The organism is Lysinibacillus sp. FSL P2-0066, from assembly GCF_037969495.1.
Taxonomy (GTDB): Bacteria; Bacillota; Bacilli; order Bacillales_A; family Planococcaceae; genus Lysinibacillus; species Lysinibacillus boronitolerans.
This window is the reverse complement of sequence record NZ_CP150202.1, coordinates 262,989-286,265: the sequence shown is the minus strand read 5'-3', so window position 1 is coordinate 286,265 and position 23,277 is coordinate 262,989. Positions and strand designations below refer to the sequence as shown.

General features: G+C 36.7%; 16 protein-coding genes and 2 riboswitches. Of the genes, 3 read left to right on the top strand and 13 right to left on the bottom strand.

Annotated elements, in window-relative coordinates; all coding sequences use genetic code 11:
• Nucleotides 1-28 precede the first annotated feature (28 nt).
• Together MKZ14_RS01410 and MKZ14_RS01405 are read left to right on the top strand one after the other, a co-directional pair.
• Nucleotides 29-1,189 (top strand): PucR family transcriptional regulator, encoded by a 1,161-nt coding sequence (locus MKZ14_RS01410; protein ID WP_333006360.1) that lies wholly within the window; start codon nucleotides 29-31, stop codon nucleotides 1,187-1,189.
• A gap of 103 nt (nucleotides 1,190-1,292) precedes the next feature.
• On the top strand, nucleotides 1,293-2,189 hold the full coding sequence (locus MKZ14_RS01405; RefSeq protein WP_016991752.1) for a DMT family transporter: 897 nt from the start codon (nucleotides 1,293-1,295) through the stop codon (nucleotides 2,187-2,189).
• 33 nt (nucleotides 2,190-2,222) lie between these two features.
• Here MKZ14_RS01405 and MKZ14_RS01400 read toward each other — a convergent pair whose 3' ends face one another.
• On the bottom strand, nucleotides 2,223-2,792 hold the full coding sequence (locus MKZ14_RS01400; RefSeq protein WP_016991751.1) for a YitT family protein: 570 nt from the start codon (nucleotides 2,790-2,792) through the stop codon (nucleotides 2,223-2,225).
• 181 nt (nucleotides 2,793-2,973) lie between these two features.
• On the opposite strand from MKZ14_RS01400, the gene MKZ14_RS01395 reads away from it, so the two are divergent.
• Complete coding sequence (locus MKZ14_RS01395) at nucleotides 2,974-4,263, top strand: DUF2252 family protein (protein WP_333006361.1); 1,290 nt, start codon at nucleotides 2,974-2,976, stop codon at nucleotides 4,261-4,263.
• Between the two features lie 51 nt (nucleotides 4,264-4,314).
• On the opposite strand, the gene MKZ14_RS01390 is transcribed toward MKZ14_RS01395, so the two are convergent.
• From MKZ14_RS01390 to MKZ14_RS01335, 12 genes are all read right to left on the bottom strand, one after another.
• Complete coding sequence (locus MKZ14_RS01390) at nucleotides 4,315-4,836, bottom strand: DUF2179 domain-containing protein (protein ID WP_004227692.1); 522 nt, start codon at nucleotides 4,834-4,836, stop codon at nucleotides 4,315-4,317.
• A gap of 306 nt (nucleotides 4,837-5,142) precedes the next feature.
• Nucleotides 5,143-6,441, bottom strand: a complete 1,299-nt coding sequence (locus MKZ14_RS01385) for a nucleobase:cation symporter-2 family protein (RefSeq protein WP_004227687.1) — start codon at nucleotides 6,439-6,441, stop codon at nucleotides 5,143-5,145.
• Entirely contained in the window at nucleotides 6,441-7,025 is a 585-nt protein-coding gene (locus MKZ14_RS01380; RefSeq protein ID WP_026023439.1) for a xanthine phosphoribosyltransferase, read from the bottom strand. The genes MKZ14_RS01385 and MKZ14_RS01380 overlap by 1 nt, the downstream gene beginning before the upstream one ends.
• Before the next feature lie 135 nt (nucleotides 7,026-7,160).
• A riboswitch (purine riboswitch) is annotated at nucleotides 7,161-7,262 on the bottom strand.
• Between the two features lie 164 nt (nucleotides 7,263-7,426).
• Nucleotides 7,427-9,250, bottom strand: coding sequence for an APC family permease (locus MKZ14_RS01375; protein ID WP_333006362.1), 1,824 nt, complete (start codon nucleotides 9,248-9,250; stop codon nucleotides 7,427-7,429).
• 118 nt (nucleotides 9,251-9,368) lie between these two features.
• Nucleotides 9,369-9,518: riboswitch (cyclic di-AMP (ydaO/yuaA leader) on the bottom strand.
• Between the two features lie 213 nt (nucleotides 9,519-9,731).
• Nucleotides 9,732-10,256, bottom strand: coding sequence for a PepSY domain-containing protein (locus MKZ14_RS01370; protein WP_333006363.1), 525 nt, complete (start codon nucleotides 10,254-10,256; stop codon nucleotides 9,732-9,734).
• A 90-nt stretch (nucleotides 10,257-10,346) separates the two neighbouring features.
• Nucleotides 10,347-11,018, bottom strand: coding sequence for a PepSY domain-containing protein (locus MKZ14_RS01365; protein WP_016993549.1), 672 nt, complete (start codon nucleotides 11,016-11,018; stop codon nucleotides 10,347-10,349).
• Complete coding sequence (locus MKZ14_RS01360; RefSeq protein ID WP_333006364.1) at nucleotides 11,015-12,310, bottom strand: HAMP domain-containing sensor histidine kinase; 1,296 nt, start codon at nucleotides 12,308-12,310, stop codon at nucleotides 11,015-11,017. Before MKZ14_RS01360 ends, MKZ14_RS01365 begins: the two co-directional genes overlap by 4 nt.
• Nucleotides 12,300-12,995, bottom strand: coding sequence for a response regulator transcription factor (locus tag MKZ14_RS01355; protein WP_333006365.1), 696 nt, complete (start codon nucleotides 12,993-12,995; stop codon nucleotides 12,300-12,302). Before MKZ14_RS01355 ends, MKZ14_RS01360 begins: the two co-directional genes overlap by 11 nt.
• 118 nt (nucleotides 12,996-13,113) lie before the next feature.
• Nucleotides 13,114-13,371, bottom strand: a complete 258-nt coding sequence (locus tag MKZ14_RS01350; protein ID WP_128568303.1) for a hypothetical protein — start codon at nucleotides 13,369-13,371, stop codon at nucleotides 13,114-13,116.
• A gap of 124 nt (nucleotides 13,372-13,495) precedes the next feature.
• Nucleotides 13,496-17,827 (bottom strand): InlB B-repeat-containing protein, encoded by a 4,332-nt coding sequence (locus MKZ14_RS01345; RefSeq protein WP_339280586.1) that lies wholly within the window; start codon nucleotides 17,825-17,827, stop codon nucleotides 13,496-13,498.
• Nucleotides 17,828-18,033: 206 nt separating this feature from the next.
• A complete protein-coding gene (locus MKZ14_RS01340; protein WP_333006832.1) occupies nucleotides 18,034-20,550 on the bottom strand; it encodes a LuxR C-terminal-related transcriptional regulator in 2,517 nt (838 codons plus the stop codon).
• A gap of 29 nt (nucleotides 20,551-20,579) precedes the next feature.
• Nucleotides 20,580-23,123: a LuxR C-terminal-related transcriptional regulator gene (locus MKZ14_RS01335; RefSeq protein ID WP_333006833.1), complete on the bottom strand. Its 2,544-nt coding sequence runs from the start codon at nucleotides 23,121-23,123 to the stop codon at nucleotides 20,580-20,582.
• Nucleotides 23,124-23,277: the final 154 nt, after the last annotated feature.

Below are 23,277 nucleotides of genomic sequence, written 5' to 3'. Positions count from 1 at the left end.
TTACTACAGGAAAGGCAATGATCCATTCATGAATGTAGAAAAATTTTTACAACTACCTATTACAAAAGACTTCACTGTTATTGCTGGTCACAACGGCTTAAATAAAGCTGTTCAAAATGTAGAAATATTAGACTTTGAATTTTCACCTGATATCCACCATGTCAGGGATACTATCTTTACCCCCAACAGTGTTGTGTTAAGTAGTTTATTATTTGCAAAGCAAAAGCCTGAGTATTTATTCAATGCTGTTAAAAATCTAATTGAGCTTGGGGCGAGTGCTTTAGCCTATAAGCCTGTTATTTTTAAGGAATTACCTGAAGAAGTTTTGTCGTATGCAGAGCAGCATAATTTCCCTATATTGCGCTTTGGTGGAGATGAGTTTTTTGAAAAAATCATTTTAGAAACGATGGCTTATGCTAAGACACAGGATTATTCCTACTTTTTAGAGACGATTTTACGAAGGTTAATGGAGGAAGATGTAACACAGGAGCAAATAAAATCCATTTTACAACAGCTCAATAAACCCTTTGAAAAATATGTATTTATAGCAAATTTACGAGCAAGTGATCCAATCCACCAGAGCCGGATGCAGTCCTTTCACTCGTTGGAGCCACTATTAAAATCGGGTTTGATTTGTTCTTATAAAAAAAGTCTATTTATTATCATGACACATTCATCTCAGCAGTTCCAATTTGAAAGGGTGTTATGTGAATGGCTAGCATTATATGCCATACCCACTGATACAATCACTTTCGGCTATAGCAGTTGCTATGATACCCAGACAGGATTTCCCATTGCATTACGCGAAGCTTTTTTTGCTAATATTTTCGCTGAAATCGATATGCTCCCTAGCTGTCATTATAAGAATCTCGCGTCCGATTGTTTATTAATCGAGTTGTACCGTAAAGATTCAGTATTCGCAATGGACTATGTTACCTCTTTTTTAGCCCCTTTACTTGATAAAAAGGCTGATCCAGACTTAATGGAGACCGCCATAACCTATATCATTAAAAAAGGAAATATTAAGGAAGTTGCTGTAGCACAATTCTGTCATCCAAATACAATCCGCTATCGCATGGCTAAAATACGTCAGCTAGTAGCACCCGTAGATAATGATTATGTTTTTTATGAACGCCTAGCTGCAGCCGTTAAATTGTACTTATTACATAGCAAAATGAACAGTGACTAATCGCTTTGGAATAAGTACAAAAAAACGCCTGAATATTTAGAAATAAAATTAAATTCTTTTCTTCTCTCTTATGCTATTCTATTGAAGTTAGGAGGAAGAAAACATGAAAACTTACATAGCTGATGGGATGCTATTAGTTACTGCAATCGTGTGGGGTAGTGGATTTGTTGTAACGGCCATTGCTCTAGAATATTTAACAGCTTATCAAGTAATGGCTGGCAGATTTTTATTAGCTTCAATCATATTAACTGTTTTATTTGGCTCCCGATTAAAAAAGGCCTCGAAATCAGTAATATGGAAGGGAGCTTTATTAGGTACGATTTTGTATATAGCGTTTGCCCTTCAAACTGTCGGACTGCAATATACAACACCATCTAAAAACGCCTTTTTAACCGCAGTAAATGTCATCATTGTCCCTTTAATAGCGTATGCCGTTTATAAACGTCGTATCGATGGCTACGAAATCATTGGTTCGATCATGGCGATTGTGGGCATTGGCTTTCTATCATTACAAGGCTCATTGACAATGAATATAGGTGATGCCCTATCATTAGCTTGTGCCGTTGCTTTTGCCTTTGATATCTTTTGTACAAACCTTTTTGTTCAAAAGGAAGATGCCATTGCGCTAACCATTATTCAGTTTCTTACAGCATCCTTTATAGGTGTTCTAGTTATCATTAGTCAAGGTGAAATTCCTACGTCGCTTGAAAAAGAGGCAATTTACTCTCTTGTTTATTTAGGGATTTTTTCTACGACAATAGCTTATCTTTTCCAGAATGTGGCCAATCAATATACAACTGCCACAAAGGCTGCGATTATACTATCAACTGAATCTTTTTTCGGCATGGTTTTATCCGTTATCTTCTTGCATGAAATGCTAACAAGCCGTATGGTCGTTGGTGCCGTACTTATTTTACTAGCTATACTAATTGCCGAAGTGAAACCTGCACATCCAAAAAAGAAGCTAATGAAAGCACTTGATAATCAGACCCCCAAATAGTTTCAGTTTATACTGGAACTTTTTTTATGTTTATCAAACTCGACTAGTAATAATGCTTGTCGTAATCCCCACAACTAGCACTGTAATTATAGATAATAGCAAGGTTGAGGTGGATAGGAGGAAGCCGCCTATAACAATCACGATGGAATCAATAAAAAATATTAATATCCCAACATTGATACCCGTTTTATCACAGATAAATTGTGCTATTAAGTCAGTCCCCCCTGTGCTTGTCTGAAATCGCAGCATTAGACCAATACCAAAGCCTACAAGTATTCCTCCAAGAATGGCACTATAAAGCGCATCAATTTGCACAAGATTGCGGACAGGCTTTAAAAAATCGATAATGAAGGAAGATGTTATTAATCCATGTATACTATTGTAAAAATAGGTTTTATATTTAAACCACGCAATAATAAAAATTGGAATACTAATGATAATAATCATTAAACCAATTTGGAGCTTATATAAATAATGTAATATTAGCGCTAACCCCACTACTCCCCCATCTAAAATTTCATAAGGCGTTAAAAATAAGTTTATTCCTAACGACAATGAAATACTTCCTATTAGAATGACAAGACTTTTTGTAAAGAAATACATACAACCCCCCTCCGTGTCTATGCATGTCTTATAGTATGAAAATAGGCTATTGAACATGTTATGAAATAACCTTAGATGATTAGCCATTTTTATCGAGTACATTTGCTAAATTTCTTAGAAACTTATTCAATTTATTTCCGTATATACAGATAAATTTTAAATTAACAAAGGGGATTATGATATGGAGCATGCTTTATTGGAGCAAGTTAAACATACTAGAACTTTTTTAAGACAAGAACAATTAAAAACAATCTTTGATGAGTTCGATGTTCAACGAATGCGTTTAACAGAGGGACAGCGCTTGGAGAAATACCGTAAAATGCTTGAAAGCCCATTTCGCTTTTTCCGTGGAAGTGCCTATCTCTTTTATTTTGATATGACAAAATCCGCCTCAATCTTCCATACTCCTGATAGAAAACCAACTTGGATTCAAGGTGACATGCATATGGATAACTTCGGTGCTTTTCAAAATGAAGCTGGCTCCATTGTTTTTGATGTCAATGATTTCGATGAGGGCTATGTAGGCTCTTATTTATACGTTATTGTTCGAATGAGTGTTAGTATTGCACTTTATTTAGAGGAGCAGGGCTTACATAAAACAACTCAAGAAACAGCTATTCAACATTTCCTTAACAGTTATATCGTTCAGCTAAAACGATTTGAGCGTAAACAGGATGATCCTCTAACACTCATATTCACAAAAGATAATACAAAGGGACCTGCAAAGAGGTTATTAAAAAAGCTTGAGAAACGCCCAAGATCTTTCTTTTTACAGGATATTACGTATCTGAATGAAGATGGAGAACGATCTTTCTTATGGAATGAAGAAATTCAACCCGTCACTGCTGAAGAATACAATTCCATTTCAAACGCACTTTCCACTTATAAAATTAGGGACATAGCTTATAAGTATGGCTCTGGAACAGCTTCAATCGGTTTAAAACGTTACTATATTTTAGTGGAAGATGAAAAGGGTGCATCAGGGGTTGAAAATTTAGTGTTAGAAATGAAAGAAGTACGCACAGCCATTCCTGCCTACTTTCTTCCCTATCAGGATCTATTTTGGGCTCATTATGAGCACCAGGGAGCACGAGTAGTTGGAACTCAAAAGGCCATGCACCATTTAGAGGACCCACATTTAGCCTTTATTACAATGAATGGTCAGGAATTTTATATTCGAGAACGTTCTCCTTATAAAAAGAAGATTAAGCCTAAAAACTATAAGGATGTAGAGGATTACTTTACAACAACATCACTTATGGGGAAAATTGCCGCTAAAATACATGCACGAGCTGACATCGATTATTCTCATGTTTTTACCTATCACAGCGAGGAGGAGATTTTAAAAGCAATCGGTAAAGAACAGAATGTATTTATAGAACATACAATTTTACAAGCAATGAGCTACAAAGAAACCGTCTATACAGATTATGCCTTATTCAAAAACTGGGTTGAAACAAAATTTATGTAATATGTAAAAAAGGGACCTTCGCTTTTAGCGAGGGTCCTCTCATATTGAATATTATTTCTGCTTAGCCTTCATACGAGCAAGTAAAAAGCCGCCCTTGAATGATTTAGGCTCATACGAGATAATAAACGCATTCGGCTCAAATTGCTCTACTATTTGAAAGAGCTCTCCTTCACGATTCCTCTTCGTTAAGATCTCATATTTATAGCGGTTACTATCTCGCCCTTCTCCGATATAAATCGTGACCGCAAACCCTTCGTTACGAAGAAATTTCACAAGCTCCTCATTCTTATTTTGCGTATTAATGGTTGTATAAACATAGCCTATCGCTAGCTTTCGTTCTATTTTTGCTCCTAAAAATATACCCAAGCCAAACCCAACAGCATAGACAACCATAGATAACATACTTTGCTTCCCGCTGAAAACAAGTGAAAGGCCAAATACATATACTAACATCTCCAGCATCCCAAATATCGCAGCAAGGAACGTGATATTCTTTACTAAAAATATTGTTCGTAATGTTAAAAAAGGTACATATACTAATTGTAGGATTAAAATTAAAACGATACTTTGCATTTGTGCTAGACCTTTCTGAGAGTAGTTTTATATAAGTATATGTTGAAAGAGAGAGTTACATGCGATTTCAACAACTCTATTTTAAATTCCCTTTTAATCTAATGTTAAACATTCCATATGACTGCCTAGAGTTATTTTAAGGAACAAATTTTAACTAAAACCTCTATCAATAGTTAAAAACATACAATCCATAACGACAAAAAAGTGGCACCTCCTGAAATCTAAATCAATAGATAAAAGTAGGTGACACTATTCTTTTCATCAAAATATGTAGGATATTTAGATGAATGTTATTTAATTATCTTTTTACACTTCTCCATGCATCGGGTCTTTTTTATGCTTCGGCCCAATCATGTTGAACAAAATATTAAGAATAATCGCTGTGACTGAACCACAGACGATTCCGTTAGATGTTAAAATTGACACTTTTTCTGGTAGTGCATCAAAAATGCCAGGAACGACTGATACACCGACGCCTAAACTCACTGCAATGGCAGCAATCATCGCATTTTCTGCTGACTCGTTCATAACTGGTACAAGCATACCCATACCTTGTGTAATCACCATACCGAACATCGCTAGCATTGCCGCACCTAGTACAGACGTTGGAATAATCGTTGTTAATGCTGCGATTTTTGGTAGGAAGCCAAGTGCTACTAGTAAACCACCTGTGATGTAAATGACTTTACGATCTTTGACGCCTGACATACGTGTAAGTCCCACGTTTTGTGAGAAGGTTGTGTATGGGAAGGCATTGAAAATACCACCGATTACTGAAGCTAGACCTTCTGAACGGTAGCCACGAGCTAAATCTTTTGAATCTAATTTTTTATTACAAATATCACTTAGCGCAAAATAGACACCAGATGATTCTACTAAAGATACCATTGCTACAAGTGTCATAGTAATAATTGCCGTTACATCAAATGTTGGCATGCCAAAGTAGAATGGTTGTACCATGTGAAATACATTAGCATCTGCTACTGGCGTGAAATCCACTTTGTCCATGAAGGCACCTAAAACGGTACCTACTACTAATCCAATCAGAATAGAAATAGCACGAACAAAGCCTGTAGAAAAGCGATAAACGACTAAAATGATAACCAATGTAATAAAGGCTAAAGCTACATTAGAAGCAGAGGCAAAATCCTCAGCACCTTGTCCACCCGCCATATTGTTTAACGCTACTGGTAATAAGGAAATACCGATAATTGAAACAACTGACCCTGTTACGACTGGTGGGAAGAATTTTACAAGCTTTCCGAAGAAGCCCGCAATTATCATTACAATTACACCAGAGGCAATAATAGAACCATAAATGTCCGTAATACCCTGCTCTGGGTTTGTACCAATTGCAATAATTGGACTTACCGCTGTGAATGTACAGCCAAGTACTACAGGCAAGCCGATACCAATGAATTTACCTGAATAAACTTGTAAAAGTGTAGCGATCCCGCACATCATAATATCAATCGCTACTAAATACGTCATTTGTGTTGAATCGAAGCCAATTGCTCCACCAATAATCAGTGGCACTAAGATGGCTCCAGCATACATTGCAAGTAAATGTTGAATCGCTAGCGCAGTCGATTTAAAGGTATTCATTACGCGCGAGCCTCCGTAGCAAATGTTACTTTGCCATCTTCAAGAGAATCTACAATCGCTAATGACTCAACGCGAACACCTTGCTCACGTAATAATTTTCCGCCATCTTGGAAGCCCTTTTCAATAACAATTCCAACTCCCACAACATTCGCACCCGCTTGTGCAGCTATATCAAGTAAGCCTTTGACAGCTTCACCATTTGCTAAGAAATCATCTACAATTAAAATATTGTCGTCTTCACTTAAAAAATTACGTGATACAGAAATATCATTTGTTTCATTTTTTGTAAATGAATGTACTTTCGATGTGTAAAGGTTATCTGAAAGTGTTAATGATTTACGTTTACGAGCGAACACTACCGGTGCACCGATTTCTAGTCCTAACATGACAGAAGGAGCGATACCTGAAGATTCTATTGTTAAAATCTTTGTAATCACTTGATCAGAGAAGCGATTTGCGAATTCATGACCAATTTCCTTCATAAGCATCGGATCAATTTGATGGTTTAAAAATGAATCAACTTTTAATACGGATGAAGATAATACTTTACCCTCTTGCATGATTTTGTCTTGTAATAACTTCATTTCTTTCATATCCTTCTTTCGTAAAAAATTATAAAAAAACGCTGAATACTTTGATTCCATTCTGCTACGAGTGGAGCAAAGCATTCAGCGCAAAAACGTCGAAATGAATAGAAAACATCATTAAAATTGAAGTTCTCTAAAAGCATTGCTACCCATAGTCGATTCATTTACGGTAAATCGGTAGAAACTTGCGAGCCCTATTCTCGCTATTATATGAGTGGAATTGTATGAAACTATCAGAATAACCAATTTATCACTTTATTCGGTAAGGGCTACTATCTCTCACCAAAAAAAGTTTGATTTTTCGGAATTTAATGGTATTCTGGAACTTTTTAATTGTAAACGTTCGTGTTTTCAATCAACGTACTGATTATAGCAGACTATTTTCTAGCTTGCTAGCATTATTTTGATAAATGGAACGGTACTGTCATAATGACGACATTTCTGTGAAATAACAGGGATGTACGAATGAGAAGACTCGATTGGTTGTGTAGCATATGATGCCACCCTTTTTTCGGTAAGAATTGAGGGATAACAACCGTTACTTTATGACCTGTCTTTGTACATTGATGTTCTACTTTATCAATAAATTTAATTAATGGCTGTGTAATGCTTCGATATGGTGAATAGTAAGTAACTAATCGTACATCAGGTTGCCATGAATTCCATTTCTCTTCAAAAGCTTTCGCTTCTGCTTGATCGAAAGCTACATAAAAGGCGATCACTTTATCAACCTTAAGCGATTTAGCATAATGTAGGGAGTTTTCGACCACCTTTGTTATACCAGCTACTGGCACAATGAAAACATTCCCCTCAATAGTATCCAGTTCCTCATGATTTAATCTTAACTGTTCTCCAACAGCTTGATAATGGTGCTTAATGCGATGGAATACAAAAATAATGATTGGTAAAAAGATAAATACTGGCCAAACTTGAGGCATTTTTGTCACAAAAAACATCATTGCTACGATGAAAGAGATAGCTGCCCCAATTGTATTGATCGTAAATCTCGCTACCCAACCTTTAGGTTTTTCGCGCCACCATTTTCGCATCATTCCTGTTTGCGCTAATGTAAAGGGAATAAATACACCTACTGCATAGAGCGGAATTAAATGCTCTGTGGCCCCGTCAAATAAGATAATTAAAACAATGGCTGCAACACCTAGCATTAAAATGCCATTTGAATAGCCAAGTCGGTCCCCTCGAATTTGGAAGATTCTCGGAATAAAACCATCCTTCGATAAATTCACAGCAAGCAATGGAAATGCTGAGTATCCTGTGTTTGCGGCAAGTACTAAAATCATTGCCGTAGTCCCCTGTACAATATAATAAAGGAAATTCCGACCAACACTAGCTTCTGCAAGTTGGGAAACAACTGTTGCTTCTGCTGTTGGTGCAACCCCATAAAAATAAGCTAGACTAACAATCCCGATGAATAAAACGGCTAAAATGCCGCCCATTGCTAAAAGCGTTTTAGCAGCATTATTAGGAGCAGGATTTCTAAAATTAGGTATGGCGTTAGAAATAGCCTCTACCCCTGTTAACGCTGAGCTTCCTGATGCAAATGCCTTTAATAAAATAAATAGGCTAATCCCTGCCACTGGTGTACCAATCTTTGGATGCAATTCTGCAGGCACCTGTCCAGTTGCTACATTATAGAGCCCAACCCCGATTAGCAATAGCATAACGCCTACAAATAGATAAACTGGATACGCCAAGATAGATGCCGACTCTGTTACACCTCGCAGGTTTAAAATCGTTAAGAAAATCACAAATATAATAGCAATGGGTACATTGTAAGGGTGAAGACTTGGAAATGCAGATGTAATGGCATCTGTCCCAGCTGACACACTTACTGCTACCGTTAAAATATAATCAACAAGCAAAGAACCCCCAGCCACGAGACCTGCATTCACGCCTAAATTTTCTCGAGATACGACATAGGCGCCTCCCCCATGTGGATAGGCGAAGATAACTTGACGATAGGATAAAATCAGTGCCACGAGTAGAATAACCACTCCAGCGGCAATAGGTAAAGAATACCAAAACGCCATTGTACCTACCGTCATCAGGACAATTAAAATTTGTTCTGGTCCATAGGCTACTGACGACAACGCATCGGACGATAATATGGCCAATGCCTTTGTTTTACTTAGCTTTTGTTCCCCTAACGCATCGGATCTTAATGGTTTGCCGATTACATAACGTTTGAATGAGGATTTCATTGATAAACACCTTCTGGTTTCATAGAATGTGTTTCGCCTTTCTAAATAACATCAAAAAACGTCTACAAGTCATCACTAAATAAGACTTGTAGACGCTCATCCGTCTGCCAAGCTCCACTTTTCTGCTCTTAACGCTTACGAGGTTAGCTGTCGGATTCGGGCCTGAGTTGCCCTACTCCTCCAAAAGGAAGAGATTCACCCCAAGAATGGCTATGCCATCCGTCAAAATTGGTTCCCCCGCGTCTAGTTGCTTCAGCGATTTAGAAATTTGAAACTTTTATAATGATGTCATATTACGCCTGCTAATTGAAAAAGTAAAGAAGAAAATTTTTCTTTTTTTTGAGTATAAGCATAGGCTTTTTTGAACATTTAAATAACTGCCTCTTAAATAAAATTTCCTGAATACCTAGTATATACCCACAATACAAACAATAAAAACTGCCTTAAAGGGATGTTTCTACCTTTAAGACAGCTCATTAAATTAGTCATCGTAGCCTTGTTCAAAGTCTATTATGCTCCCAGAGACTGCATCCACGTCTACTTCGTATTCATTTTGACCGTCTTTCAATTCAATTTCATATACACCATCATCGAGCTTAATTTTTGTCACTTTACCGTTTGCTTTTGTTTGGGCTGTCTTGATAGCCTGCTCTTTTGTAATTATTTTTGTTGTAGCAGGAATATGATCATCCCAATCATCTCCATCAAGAGGTTCCTTTTTCTGCTTGAGTAATTTTCCACTATAAGCATCAAATTTCAAATCATATTCTTCTGTAACTGTATGCACCTCTACTTCATAAATAGAGCTAAACTGATTTTGATCAAATTCGATCTTTGCAACTGTTCCATCCACTACCGCGAGCGCTTTCTTCTCAATTTCCTGCATGGATAAGACCTTTTTTTCTTGGGCATTTCCTGATAATAAAGTCGTCGAGCCAATCGCTGCTCCCACTCCAAGAGTAATTACTAGTGCTGGAATCATTATCATTTTTTTCATGTTTTTCATGTTCATCTCTCCTTTGTTTTATCTAAACTTAGCTTACCAAGTGAAGATGATAGAACTATAAGAGGAACATTAGAATTTCATGAGAATGATTTAATGATCGTCATCCCATGTCACAGACAGTACTTTTCCTGAAACAGCATGAATTTGAAATGTAGCTTCGTCCTCCTGCGTTTCAATCTCGACTAAATAGTAACCACCCTCTGAGGTTTCTTCAAAATCAACTGAATCCACTTCACCCTTTAATTGCTTGAGAGCTATTTGAATGGCCTGTTGCTCAGTAATAATAGGCTCTTCGATAGGTTGTTCTTGCGGTTCAACCTTTTTCTCTGCCAGTAGTTCGCCAGTATAACCATCAAGTGTTAAATCCTTCTGAATCTTCTCATTTTCAACACGGACAGTGTAAATGGAGTCTATAAGCATAACGCTTTCTACATCTCCATATTCCTTTTTAACCATTTGTCTAATCTGCTTTTCAGTTAACAGTAATTTACTTTGTCCTTCTTTCATGATTAGATCAGTCACCTGTTGTGTCGTAACATCCAGTATAGCTGCATACTTAACATCCTCTCGCGTAAAAAGCATTTCAAAGGCATCTCCTTGTTTTTCCACATGTGTAACATGACCATTATAGATAGTCTCAATATAGCGAATAGCCTCCTCTTCACTAAGAGGTTGAACGTAAAAATAACGATTTTGAACAAACCAAATTACTCCACTACAAAGAAGGATAATAACAACAATTATCAACATCCACTTTTTCATTGCTGCCCCTCCTTTGGAATACATAAAGTAAAACTTGAGCCTTCCCCTAGCTTACTTTTCACATCTATCGTTATACCTAATTGTTGTGCCAGCTCATGTGCTATTGCTAGCCCAAGGCCTGAACCACCTGTTTTACGATTACGATCCTCTGTTACACGATAAAAACGCTCAAACAAATGAGGAATATGCTCTGCAGGAATACCCATACCAAAATCTTGGATGGTAATACGTACTTGATTAGTTGTTTCTGTGGCTAGAATATGGACTTCATCCTCACTATACTTCCTAGCATTATCAAGCAAAATAAAGAGGAGCTGCTTCAATATTTTTTCATCACTATAAATAAATTTTGGAATCTGCGCATCAATTCTAAATGTTCGATGATAAGCCTGTTCCATTTGTGAAGCTACTTTGTTTAAGAATGGGACAAGCTCTAGTTGTTCGAAATGAACGTCCAATTGCTCTTTGTTTTTAGCTAGTTCTAGCAATTGCAACACCATTTCATGCATACGAGATGATTCATTGGCAATGGCTTGTAAGGATTCCTGAGCAACCTCCCGATTATCAAAACCTCTTCTTAGGAGTAGTTTTGCATAACTTTCAATAACAGTTATAGGCGTTTTTAACTCATGGGAGGCATTTGATACAAATTCTTGTTGCTTTTGATAATGCTGTTCAAGCTTCTCCATCATCATATTAAAAGTGCGGTTAATGTTTGTTAACTCGTCCCCACCTTTTTCTGTGGTATCTATTTTTTCATATTTCCCAGTAGATGCACTTTTGCGCATGGTCTCATTTAAACGTTCTAGCGGTAATAAAATAAGTCGCCCAAGTACCAAGCTCGCTAGGAAAATTGGAATCGTTGCCACGAAAGATACAACAACTAAGATGACCTTTAACAAGTCTAAAGTCCGCTCTACTTCTTCCATAGATTGCTGTAATGTAATGTCCACTACCGTTCCGTCTATCCAAATAGCAGGCATTGTGTAGGTAATGGAAGGCGCCTTGTGCATTTCAAGTGTAGCCTGAACCTTCGTTTTCAAACGTTCACCATCATAAATATAAACAGCACCATCTGTTGGCATATATGCTCTTAAAACTTGCTGTAGGTTGGTTTGTGTATTTAACTGACTCAGTGTGGAGCTTAACTCATTTGCCCGTGACTGGAGCTGATTATATTCCGTATCATTGGCAAATTTCTCATACAACAAATAAATTCCACTATTTGTTGCCACTACTATAACTAGCATAAGCAATGTTGTTAGTAGATGAATTTTTGTTTTAAGTCTCATAACTATGTTCCTTTAGCACATACCCCACACCTCGAACTGTTTGGATAAGAGGTGTTGGATTAGCAGCTTCAAGCTTTTGTCGTACATAACGTATATAAACATCCACAACATTTGTATCCCCATAATAATCATAGCCCCACACAGCCTCTAATATTTGCTCCCTTGTCAGTACTTGTTTAGGATGCTTCAGTAAATAGAACAACAAATCGTATTCACGAGGTGTCAGCTGAAGTTCCTTATCGAAATATACAACTTCCCTTGTTTGCTCGTTTATCGATAAATGGCCAAATGTAAGAGCAACTTGCTTTGGGCTGACCTTCTGCGAAAATCGTAAAGCGTTGCGTATACGTGCCAGCAGCTCCTCAATTTCAAAAGGCTTTGTCACATAATCATTGGCTCCTAAATCCAAGCCCTTTACCTTATCCTCTACCTCACTTTTGGCAGTTAGCATGATAACAGGCGTTTGGGATTCTGTTGCACGAATACGCTTTAGCACATCAATACCGCTCATCTCAGGTAGCATGATATCAAGTAAAATTAAATCCCATTGCTGCTCACGGTATTGTAGTAAGCCTTCTGCTCCTGTATGAGCCATTGTTGCCTCATATCCTTCAAATTGAAGCTCCAGTTGTAGTACTCTCGCAATATTTTCTTCATCTTCTATAATTAAAATTCGATGTGTCATGTCGAATCCGTCCTTCGCCTTTTCTTTTCATCGTATACGATACAAGTGGTGAAAGTCTAATTAGAAAATGATGAGAAAGACACTACATTTCTTTTTTTGACACTGATTATTTCTTTAACTAATAAACTTTCGGTAAAAAGCTGTAAATATCTCTTTTCTCAAAAATTCCTGAGCTTACCTTAGCAACTTTTTTGCCATTTAAACGGCTTGGAAAGGGAAACTCCAGATGTGGACCATTGTAATGAATAATTGTCACTGTACCATCAGAGTTATTACGCCAATCATAATTCCTTTCATCTGTTTTAATTGAAAGTTTAATCGATACAAAAGCTAAACTTAAGAATAGTATGAAGAAGGTAAGACGAACGATTTTCAATAGAAACACTTCCTTTTCTATTAGCATAATAATTTACATCCTTACGCACTATTGAGTAATGTTAATAATTTGAACAAAAAAAACTCACCAAAAGCTTTATGGATAGCCATTGGTGAGTTTTTTATTATTGATGCAATGCTCTATACAAAAATGCTACAAACTCCGCACGTGTTACAGGATCATTTGGTCTAAAGTTGCCATTATCTCCAATTGTGATCCCATTTCCTGCGAGTATAGCGATAAAGTTGTGTGCCCAGTGAGTTTTTGGCACATCCTTGAAAGTATCTTTATTCGATGAAGTTAAATTAAAGGCAAGAACTAATACTTTTGCCATTTGAGCGCGTGTCATATTCGTAGTTGGCTGGAAGTTCCCATCTATGCCTTCAAACAGACCTGCTTGTTGCACCTGATCGATTACCTCAAAATAGAGATGGCTTTTAGGTATATCGTTAAATTCTCGCGCATCTTTTTTCGGTTCTAGCTCTAATGCTCTTGTCAATATCAGGGCAGCATGCTGGCGCTGAATTGGTGCATTTGGCTTGAAGGTGCCATCTTGATAGCCTGTAATAATGCCCTGCTTTGCCATCTCCTGAATCATCGCCCAGCCCCAATGTCCTTGAGAAATATCTGAAAAGATGATATCTGGCTCTTGTTGGGGTGTTGGCTCTGTTGGTTGCGGATCAATTGGTTCTTCAGGTTTAGGCTCTTGTTTTTCAGGTATGTTTGGCTCTGGTATTGGTGATGGATTCGGAGATATACTTCCTCCACCACCCGATGAACCGTCTGTTACCCAATGGGCATATAAGGTGATATTGGACTTCACTACATCCTTAGAAAAATCCCATGGTATTGTCAGTGCAATATCCTTATACCAGCCTGTAAATATATAACCTGCCTTTGTTGGATCTACTGGCCTTGTTGCCAAGGTATCATTAGTTACCTTCTGTGATGTTACTGTGCTACCTCCATTCGTTTCAAAATTCACCGTATACTGTGCGACTACCTTTTCCCATTTGGCATACAAGATTGTATTTTTAGTTACCTTATCCGTTGTAAAATTCCATGGTTTACTGAATGCGGGATCCATATACCAATCTGCAAATTCATAGCCTACCTTTGTTGGGTTTGCTGGCTTTATTGCTAAGGTATCTTTAGTTACCTTCTGTGATACTACTGCGCTACCTCCATTTGTTTCGAAATCCAGCGTATATTGTACGGCTACCTTTTCCCATTTGGCATACAAGATTGTATTTTCGGTTACCTTATCCGTTGTAAAATTCCATGGTGTACTGAATACAGCATCTGTATACCAACCTACAAACTCATATCCAGCTTTTGTTGGGTCTGCTGGCTTTATTGCGAAGGTGTCTTCAGTTACCTTCTGTGAGGCTACTGCACTTCCCCCATTTGTTTCAAAATCCAGCGTATATTGTACGGCTACCTTTTCCCATTTGGCATACAAGATTGTATTTTCGGTTACCTTATCCGTTGTAAAATTCCATGGTGTACTGAATACAGCATCTGTATACCAACCTGCAAACTCATATCCAGCTTTTGTTGGGTCTGCTGGCTTTATTGCGAAGGTGTCTTCAGTTACCTTCTGTGAGGCTACTGCGCTACCTCCATTTGTTTCGAAATCCAGCGTATATTGTACGGCTACCTTTTCCCATTTGGCATACAAGATTGTATTTTCGGTTACCTTATCCGTTGTAAAATTCCATGGTGTACTGAATACAGCATCTGTATACCAACCTGCAAACTCATATCCAGCTTTTGTTGGGTCTGCTGGCTTTATTGCGAAGTTGTCTTCAGTTACCTTCTGTGATACTACTGCGCTACCTCCATTTGTTTCGAAATCCAGCGTATATTGTACGGCTACCTTTTCCCATTTGGCATACAAGATTGTATTTTCGGTTACCTTATCCGTTGTAAAATTCCATGGTGTACTGAATACAGCATCTGTATACCAACCTGCAAACTCATATCCAGCTTTTGTTGGGTCTGCTGGCTTTATTGCGAAGGTGTCTTCAGTTACCTTCTGTGAGGCTACTGCACTTCCCCCATTTGTTTCAAAATCCAGCGTATATTGTACGGCTACCTTTTCCCATTTGGCATATAAGGTTGTATCCTCCGTCACCCTATCTGTCTCAAAATTCCATAAACTATTGAGTTCTGCATCTTTATACCAATCTACAAATAGATGCCCTGTTTTTGTAGGATTAATTGGTTTAGTAGCCTTCATAGGAGAAGTAAAAGTTTGACTTGGAACTGAACTTCCACCATTTGACTCAAATTTAAGCTCATATTGCTGTACTAAATCCCATTTCGCATATAAGGTTATATTTTCTGTCACTTTATCTATCTCAAATTCCCATAGGGTTGTGAATTTTTTATCCTTATACCAGCCTGCAAATGTATATCCTTCTTTTATTGGGTTTTCTGGTTTAGTAGCCGTCATATAAGAATTAATAGTTTGGCTTGGGACCATACTTCCACCATTTGACTCAAATTGAACCACATACTGTTGTTGCACTATATCCCATTTTGCATATAAAGTTGTGTGCTCTGTGACCACATCCGTTGCAAAGTTCCATAGTTTAGTTAAAGCAGGGTTTTTATACCAGCCAGCAAATATTTGTCCTGCTAAGATAGGCGGTTCTGGCTCTTCCAACTTATCACCATATTCTGCGACAATTATTATAGGGGGAGTACTATTTCCTGCTTCAAATCTGACACCGTATACATTTTTCAACCACACAGCATATAAATCTATATCAAATGTTACCCTAGATCTTTCAAAATCCCATTCTGCCGTGCGCTCTTTGTTAAACCAACCAAAAAATTTATGTCCTTCTTTTATTGGAATACTCGGTTTGTTGAGTAGCGCTCCATCCGGTACTTCGACAGTTGTAATGTAGGTATCAAAATGAAATGTGACAGTATGCAAATTCTTTAACCATTTTGCATACAAGATTTTATTTTCTGTTATCACATCTGTATTAAAATTCCAGGGTTTATTCAATTCCTCATCCTTATACCAACCACCAAATGTAAAACCTGCTTTCACTGGAACATCGGGTTCTACCACCTTTTCCCCAGACAATACTTTCTGTTCTTCTATGGTAGTACTATCACTATTTGTTTCAAATGTAACTGTGTACTGTTGGACATTTCCCTTGGCATAAATTCTCAAGGGTTGTGTTACATTTCCATCCCATTTTGTTACCCATGATAAATCTTGGTACCAACCGTCAAAAGTACTACCTTGGCTGTTAAATGCATTTACTCCCAACATTAATGGGCTATTAAATTGAACCCATTGTAACCGATTATATTCAAATGCCCTATCCCCAATGCTCGTTAAACTGTTTGGGAACGATACAGTCGATAATTGATTATCATAAAATGCCAGATTTCCTATCCTAAGAAGACTATTAGGAAGTTGTATAGATGTTAGTTGATTTTGACCAAATCCCCAATCACCTATACTTATAACATTATTAGGAACGACTATACTTTTTAACTTATTACCAAAAAACGCTAGATTCCCTATACTAAGAAGACTAGTTGGAAGTTCTACATTCGTTAAGTAATTAGCTTGGAATGCCCCTTTCCCTATACTGGTAACACTATTTGGAATATTTACAGTTGTTAACCTATTACTATCAAATACATAATTTCCTATACTTGTTATACTGTTTGGAAGTTCGACATTAATTAACTGATTATAGCCAAAAGCCTCATCTCCTATGCTTGTTACACTATTTGGAATCTTAAGATTCGTTATCCGATTGTTTGTAAATGCTTGGGTTCCTATTTTTGTTACACTATCAGGAATATTTACAGTTGTTAATCGATTTCCAAAGAAAGCCTGATAACCTATATCCGTAACACCATCAGGGATGTCCACATGTACTAATTGATTACCATAAAATGCTTGATCTCCTATGGTAGTTAGGTTTTTTGAAATGGTTACGCTTGTTAATTTACTATTTTGGAATGTCCAACGTCCTATATCCGCCACACTATCGGGAATCACAATCGTGCTTAGTTGAGTTTTGGCAAAAGCCCAATCACCTATCGTTATTACACTTTCAGGAATCACTATTTCTGTTAGGTTAGATTCATAAAACGCAAGATTTCCTATTATTGTTACGGGTTTTCCTTCAATAGTTTCAGGAATAACAACAGATCCCCCCGCACCTAAATATTTAGCAATCGTTACACCAGTGCTATTTGGTTGTATCTCAAATTCGCTTGTATTGAAATTGGTTAAATTACGATCATTATCTATTTGCTCATGATCATCAACCTCAATCTTATTATCTACTTCATTTCCACCTGCTTCTTTAGCCTTTTCTTCTATGTCATTTTGTTCATTCGCATAGGTCAGGGATTGTCCCCATTGGAAAAAGAGCAGTAATACAATAAGCATAATGGTAATGTTTTTCTTCATTCATCCTCTCTCCTTTTGTAAATTTTCAGCTTCAAATAGCCCCCTTCCTTTATGAATCCTCGATAAAGAAGTTCCATACATTTATCCTTATAAAGAAAAACACTCTTCTTTATCTTAAAAAAATCAATTTACTTCTACTATTGAGGAATGTTAATTTTTCACTAACTATAAATAAACCGCTATCAAAAAATTGATAGCGGTTTGTTTTATTTAGATTGTTTTAATAATAATGCTTGGGCTCGATTTTTTACTCCTAGTTTATTGTAAATTCCCGAAAGATACACGCGTATGGTCCCTTCAGACAAAAATAGTTGCTCTGCTATTTCCTTATTAGAAGCGCCTTCTGAAAGTAGTGAAAATATTTCTTGTTCACGAGCAGAAAGAGCTTCTAATACTGGTGTTAGTTCTTGAACATAATCTAGCAATCGATAAGCATAGCCAAGGGTTACCTCATCCCAGTCATCTTTAGCACACTTCCGGCGAAAATCAATATAGTCCCTTATAAGGGGAATAATTTTATTCTCATCTAAAAAGGTTCTTATATAGTTATAAGGTTCAGCTAATTTCAATGCTTGATGTAACGTCCTCAACGCCTCTTCTGCTTGTTCTTGCTCCGCCAAACATATGGCTAATAAAATTGTAGCTTCTATACGAGTAGATAGCTGTTCTTGTTGTTGTGCCTGTAATTGCACCTGTATAATCAATTGCTGTGCTTCTAGTAGATGCCCTTTCATGAGTAAATAGCGTGCTTTTACTAGTAAATAAAATGGAGAATCCCTATACACATTTTCTTCGATCTTGGCTAACTCCTGTTTTGCTTGGACAATATTGTCTTCACGTAAAAATAAAAGTGCCTTCATTACTCTTATACTATCAATCCAATAACGTTCGTTGACCGTTTCAATTGCATGATCTAAAACACCTTGAGCAACAATATACTGCTCTTCTAACACAGCTATTTTGCTTTTCAGAATGTACATCGGTACTAACAATCCTGCATCTTGAAATTGATGTCCAGAACGTAAAGCTTCCTCTAATTCTATTGGTAGCTCATCAAATTGGTTCCACTCATATAATTTTTCTGCACGCATGCCATAACTATAGCCCGTCATACTTAAGTTTTTGAATTCCCCTGTTCTAAACTTAGCGAAAAAAGACATAGCCTGTTCATCTGAAAGTAATTTTCCTCGAGAGCCAATATTTGTTCTAAACAACATAGGCTCTGTTTGATTATATTGTATAAAAATTGCGTCCCATTTGGACCCGACAGGATTTCTCTCCAGCCTTTGTCGAATATATTCCCCAGCTTGTGAAAGATCTCCATTTTTCATGACAAAGACATAGGCTTTCACACCTAGAAAATCATCGACAGCGGATGCATATTCACTTTTATTCATCCATTGATTGGACCCATGCTTTTGTTCTAGGTCTAGTATCGTCTGATAAGCATCTTCTAAATTGTGGAATGCTGCGAGTGTATAGGCATACATTACCATCAATTCTGGGTGTACCTCATAGCCATTCGTCAAAAAAGTATCAATCCAATTTACATAGGATGTGGAATGACCACAGGAAAGGAATGTTACAAGATGCTCCTGAATCCATTGTTCAGCATAAATAAACACGTTGCCGCTTAAAGCAAGCTCTATTGCAGATAAAAAACTCCCATTATTATATAAAGCAACAGCTGCTTTTTCATATAAATTTAAAATATCATGCTGGGTAAAACGATTGCTCAATTCTTGACGCAATGCTTCTCTAAATAAATTATGATATCGAAAAACCTGCTCTTTTGCTTCTACTCTGCTAATAAATAGTCCTTGTTGATCAAGCTCTAATAATACTAGTTGAGCATCAGTACGGTTTGTTAGGACATTACATGTATCTGCGGTTAATTGTTCCAAAAGCGAAGTATAAAGTAGAAAGGTTTGGAGAGGTGGTGCTAGTTTTGAAAATACCTCATTCATTAAATAGTGAATCACATTTGAATTACTTTCTCCAAACTCTTTGTCATCTACATTGTGGAAACCTGCTAAATTGGTTAATTGTAACCCTGTAGCCCAACCCTCTGTTATCTCAAAAACCTTTTGAAGCTCCTTTGCCTTTAGCTGTTTATTTAAATTTTTATAAAATTCTTTTGCCTCTTCATACGTAAAAAGTAGATGCTCCATGCCAATTTCAAGCAAGCAATGGTTTAATCTCCACTTTGCAATAGGTAATGAAATAGTTGATCTACTAGTCAAATAAATAAAGCAGTGTTCAGGTAAGAAATCAATGAGGCGGGTCATCGTTTGATGGATGGTAACATTAAAAATATGATGATAATCATCAATCATAATATGAACCTTTTCAGTAGATAGCGATAATTCGTTTAATAGAGCGTCCACTAAATATTCTAAAGGCAACTGTGGTTGAGCATGGAGTATAGAATCAATACGTGAGGAAGCTTCTTGCTGCAAGGAGTGACCAATAGCATGAATTAAATACTTCCAATAACGAATTGGATCATTATCTGTTTGGTCCACTGTATACCATGCAACTGTCGTTTCAAGTTGCTGAAACCAACTACTTAACAAAGTGGTTTTACCATACCCTGCTGGCGCTTGCACTACTATAAGTTTCGCTGTTGACTGATGTAGAATGGCATTTAATCGTTCTCTTTCAATAATTTGCTTGCCCGTTTGGGGTACGGTTGTTTTTGAGGCTAATAAAATATTTGGCATCATTTAAACCTCCTTTCTCTTTAACAACTTTAAAAGCCTAGCCATTCTTTCGCCCATAAAATGGCCTTGGTACGGGATCTCACACCTATTTTACTGTAAATTTCCGTCAAATAGACGCGAATAGTTCCCTCTGTCAGCTGTAATTGATGAGCAATCTCATTATTAGAAGCACCTTCTGCGAGTAATTGTAGAACATCTTTTTCTCTTGCAGTAAAGTTAGCGAAAAACTCATCTTCTGAGCTATCATTCTGTAATAGTTTATTTACATATGCTAATGGCACTGACTTAAATGTATCTCCCTTACTATGCTGACGTATACGCCAGTATTTATTTAGTAATGGCCAGATAGAATCCTCTTCTATAAATGTACGATAATAACCATATAAAACTCCATGTTCAAGGGCAGCGTGTAATCCTGTTAAAGCGAAATCCTCTTTCCCAAGCGAAAAATGACAAATGGCTTCTAGCAGACCCGCTTCAATAAGCGTAACAATTTGCTTCTCCTGAATTGCCCCTTCTTTTAAACGAATAGCAATTTGCAATGCTTCCTCTAGTTGATTGTTGGCATATAGGATTTTACCTTGAACTAATAAATAAAAGGGATTTCTTGATGCAATTCTATAATTGATAAAATCTGTCACTCTAAAAAACTCCTGTTGCGCATATGAAATATTACCTTCCAATAAATAAGATTGTGCTTTCATAATATAGAGCATACCGACCCAATAAGGTTTATCGGTTTCCTTCATAGCTTCAATCAATACCATATGTGCTTCTTCAAATTGTTTTTTAGTCATATAAATACGAGCCTTTAACAAGTACATTGGTATAAATAATCCTGGATCTTGAAAACGTAAACCATATTGTAAACCGATTTCTAACTCTTTACTTGCCCTATCTAAATCATTTATCTCATACAATATTTCAGCTAGTAATCCATAGGTAACTCCTGTAATATTTCGCTCCTTTATTTCACTTTCATTCAACACGTGAATCAGTTCTTCCATTTTTCCCACTGGTAAGAATTTTCCTCGCGCTCCCACAAAGGTACGTAAAATTCTAGGCTCAAATTGATTATATTTTAAAGATATATGATATAAAGATGACTTATTTTTTCTTACATTTACGCGTGTTTGTAAACCTACTTTTGCTTTTTCAAGATCTCCATCTTCCATATAACCTATATAAGCATTCATAATTTCGAAGATTTTTGATACAGCAATAAATTGAAAACCATCCATCCATTTCAATTTATTTTGTTTAAAAAGTAGTTCCTCTATAATTTTCTTCGCCTGATCCATTTCATGGGTTGAAAACAGTGTAGTAATATATAAGACAAGCAAATTAATATCTACTGGAAACTGAGCATTCCTTAATTTTTGTATCCACTGCCCAAATAATAGAGTATGTCCCTCGGCAAATATTTCAACTAAATATTTTTGTATCCATTCATGTGCAAGCTCATATAATTCGCCATTTAGGGCAAGCTCAATTGCTGCAACATAGTCTTCTCTTTGGCATAAATTAGTGGCTACCTCGTAATATATAGAGGCAATCATTTCATAGGATTGTTGCCTGTGAAATTCTACCTGTAGGGCATGCCTAAATAAAGTATGGTAACGATAAACAGGCGGATGTGCTTGTACTTGTTCAATAAACAAACAATTTTTCTCCAGCTCTGAGAATATAGTTAAACTATTTAATTCGTTTGTTACAGATGTACAAACACTCGGCTCTAGGTAGTTTAAAATGGAAGTTCGTAGTAGAAAATCCTGCAATTCTTGAGGTAATATTAAGAGAATTTCTTGCATGAAGTACTCATGAATATATGAACTAGCTTTGGCTAAAATTTCTTCACTACTTAGATTATCTATCATTCCACCTGTTGATAGCTTTATCAGTTGGATACCTGCTATCCAGCCCTCTGTTGTCTTTAGTAAAGGCTTCAGCACATCCTTCTGTTCATCATTTGTAACAGATGTGAAGAAAGATTGTAGCTCTTCTAAATCAAAAGATAATTGACCCACCCCCACTTCTAGTATCCAACCTTTAACACGCCATTTTGCTAGTGGAAGTTCTAAATTAGTTCGGGTTATTATATATATCCGTACATTGGCTGGTAAATATTCAATAAGTCGGTTTAAAATTTGATAAATTTGAGGGGTGTGGATTTCTTGAAAATTATCAAAAACAATATGAATATTTCCTTTATATGTATCCAAATCGTTTAACAGTGTATCTACAATTGTTTCAAAAGAGGTTATTTCATCTAGTATATTGTTTAACTTTTGCTCTTCATTCAATATGCTAAAAGATAATGTATGTATTAAGTACCTTAAAAACCGCACAGGATCATTGTCATTTTGATCGATTGTAAACCATGCTACCGATTCATCAATATGCTTCAACCATAGGCTTAAGAGTGTCGTTTTGCCATATCCTGCTGGTGCCTTTATTATGGTTAGTTTCTTCATTCTATTGTTAGATAAAATAGAAAATAATTTCTTCCTCTCTAATGCATCTGGCACTGTACGTGGAATTGTTACTTTTGATTTTACCCATACCATGTCCATCATCTTGTCTCCTTTCTCCATTCATTAGTTCTATATATTTTTAATTTTTCCTGCAATTTGATTTTTCTACTCATTCACATCATCCAAAAGAGCATACTTATTTTAGAAAGATAAAGCAAACCACTTCACTTTTTTTATTCCTAGCGTTAGAATA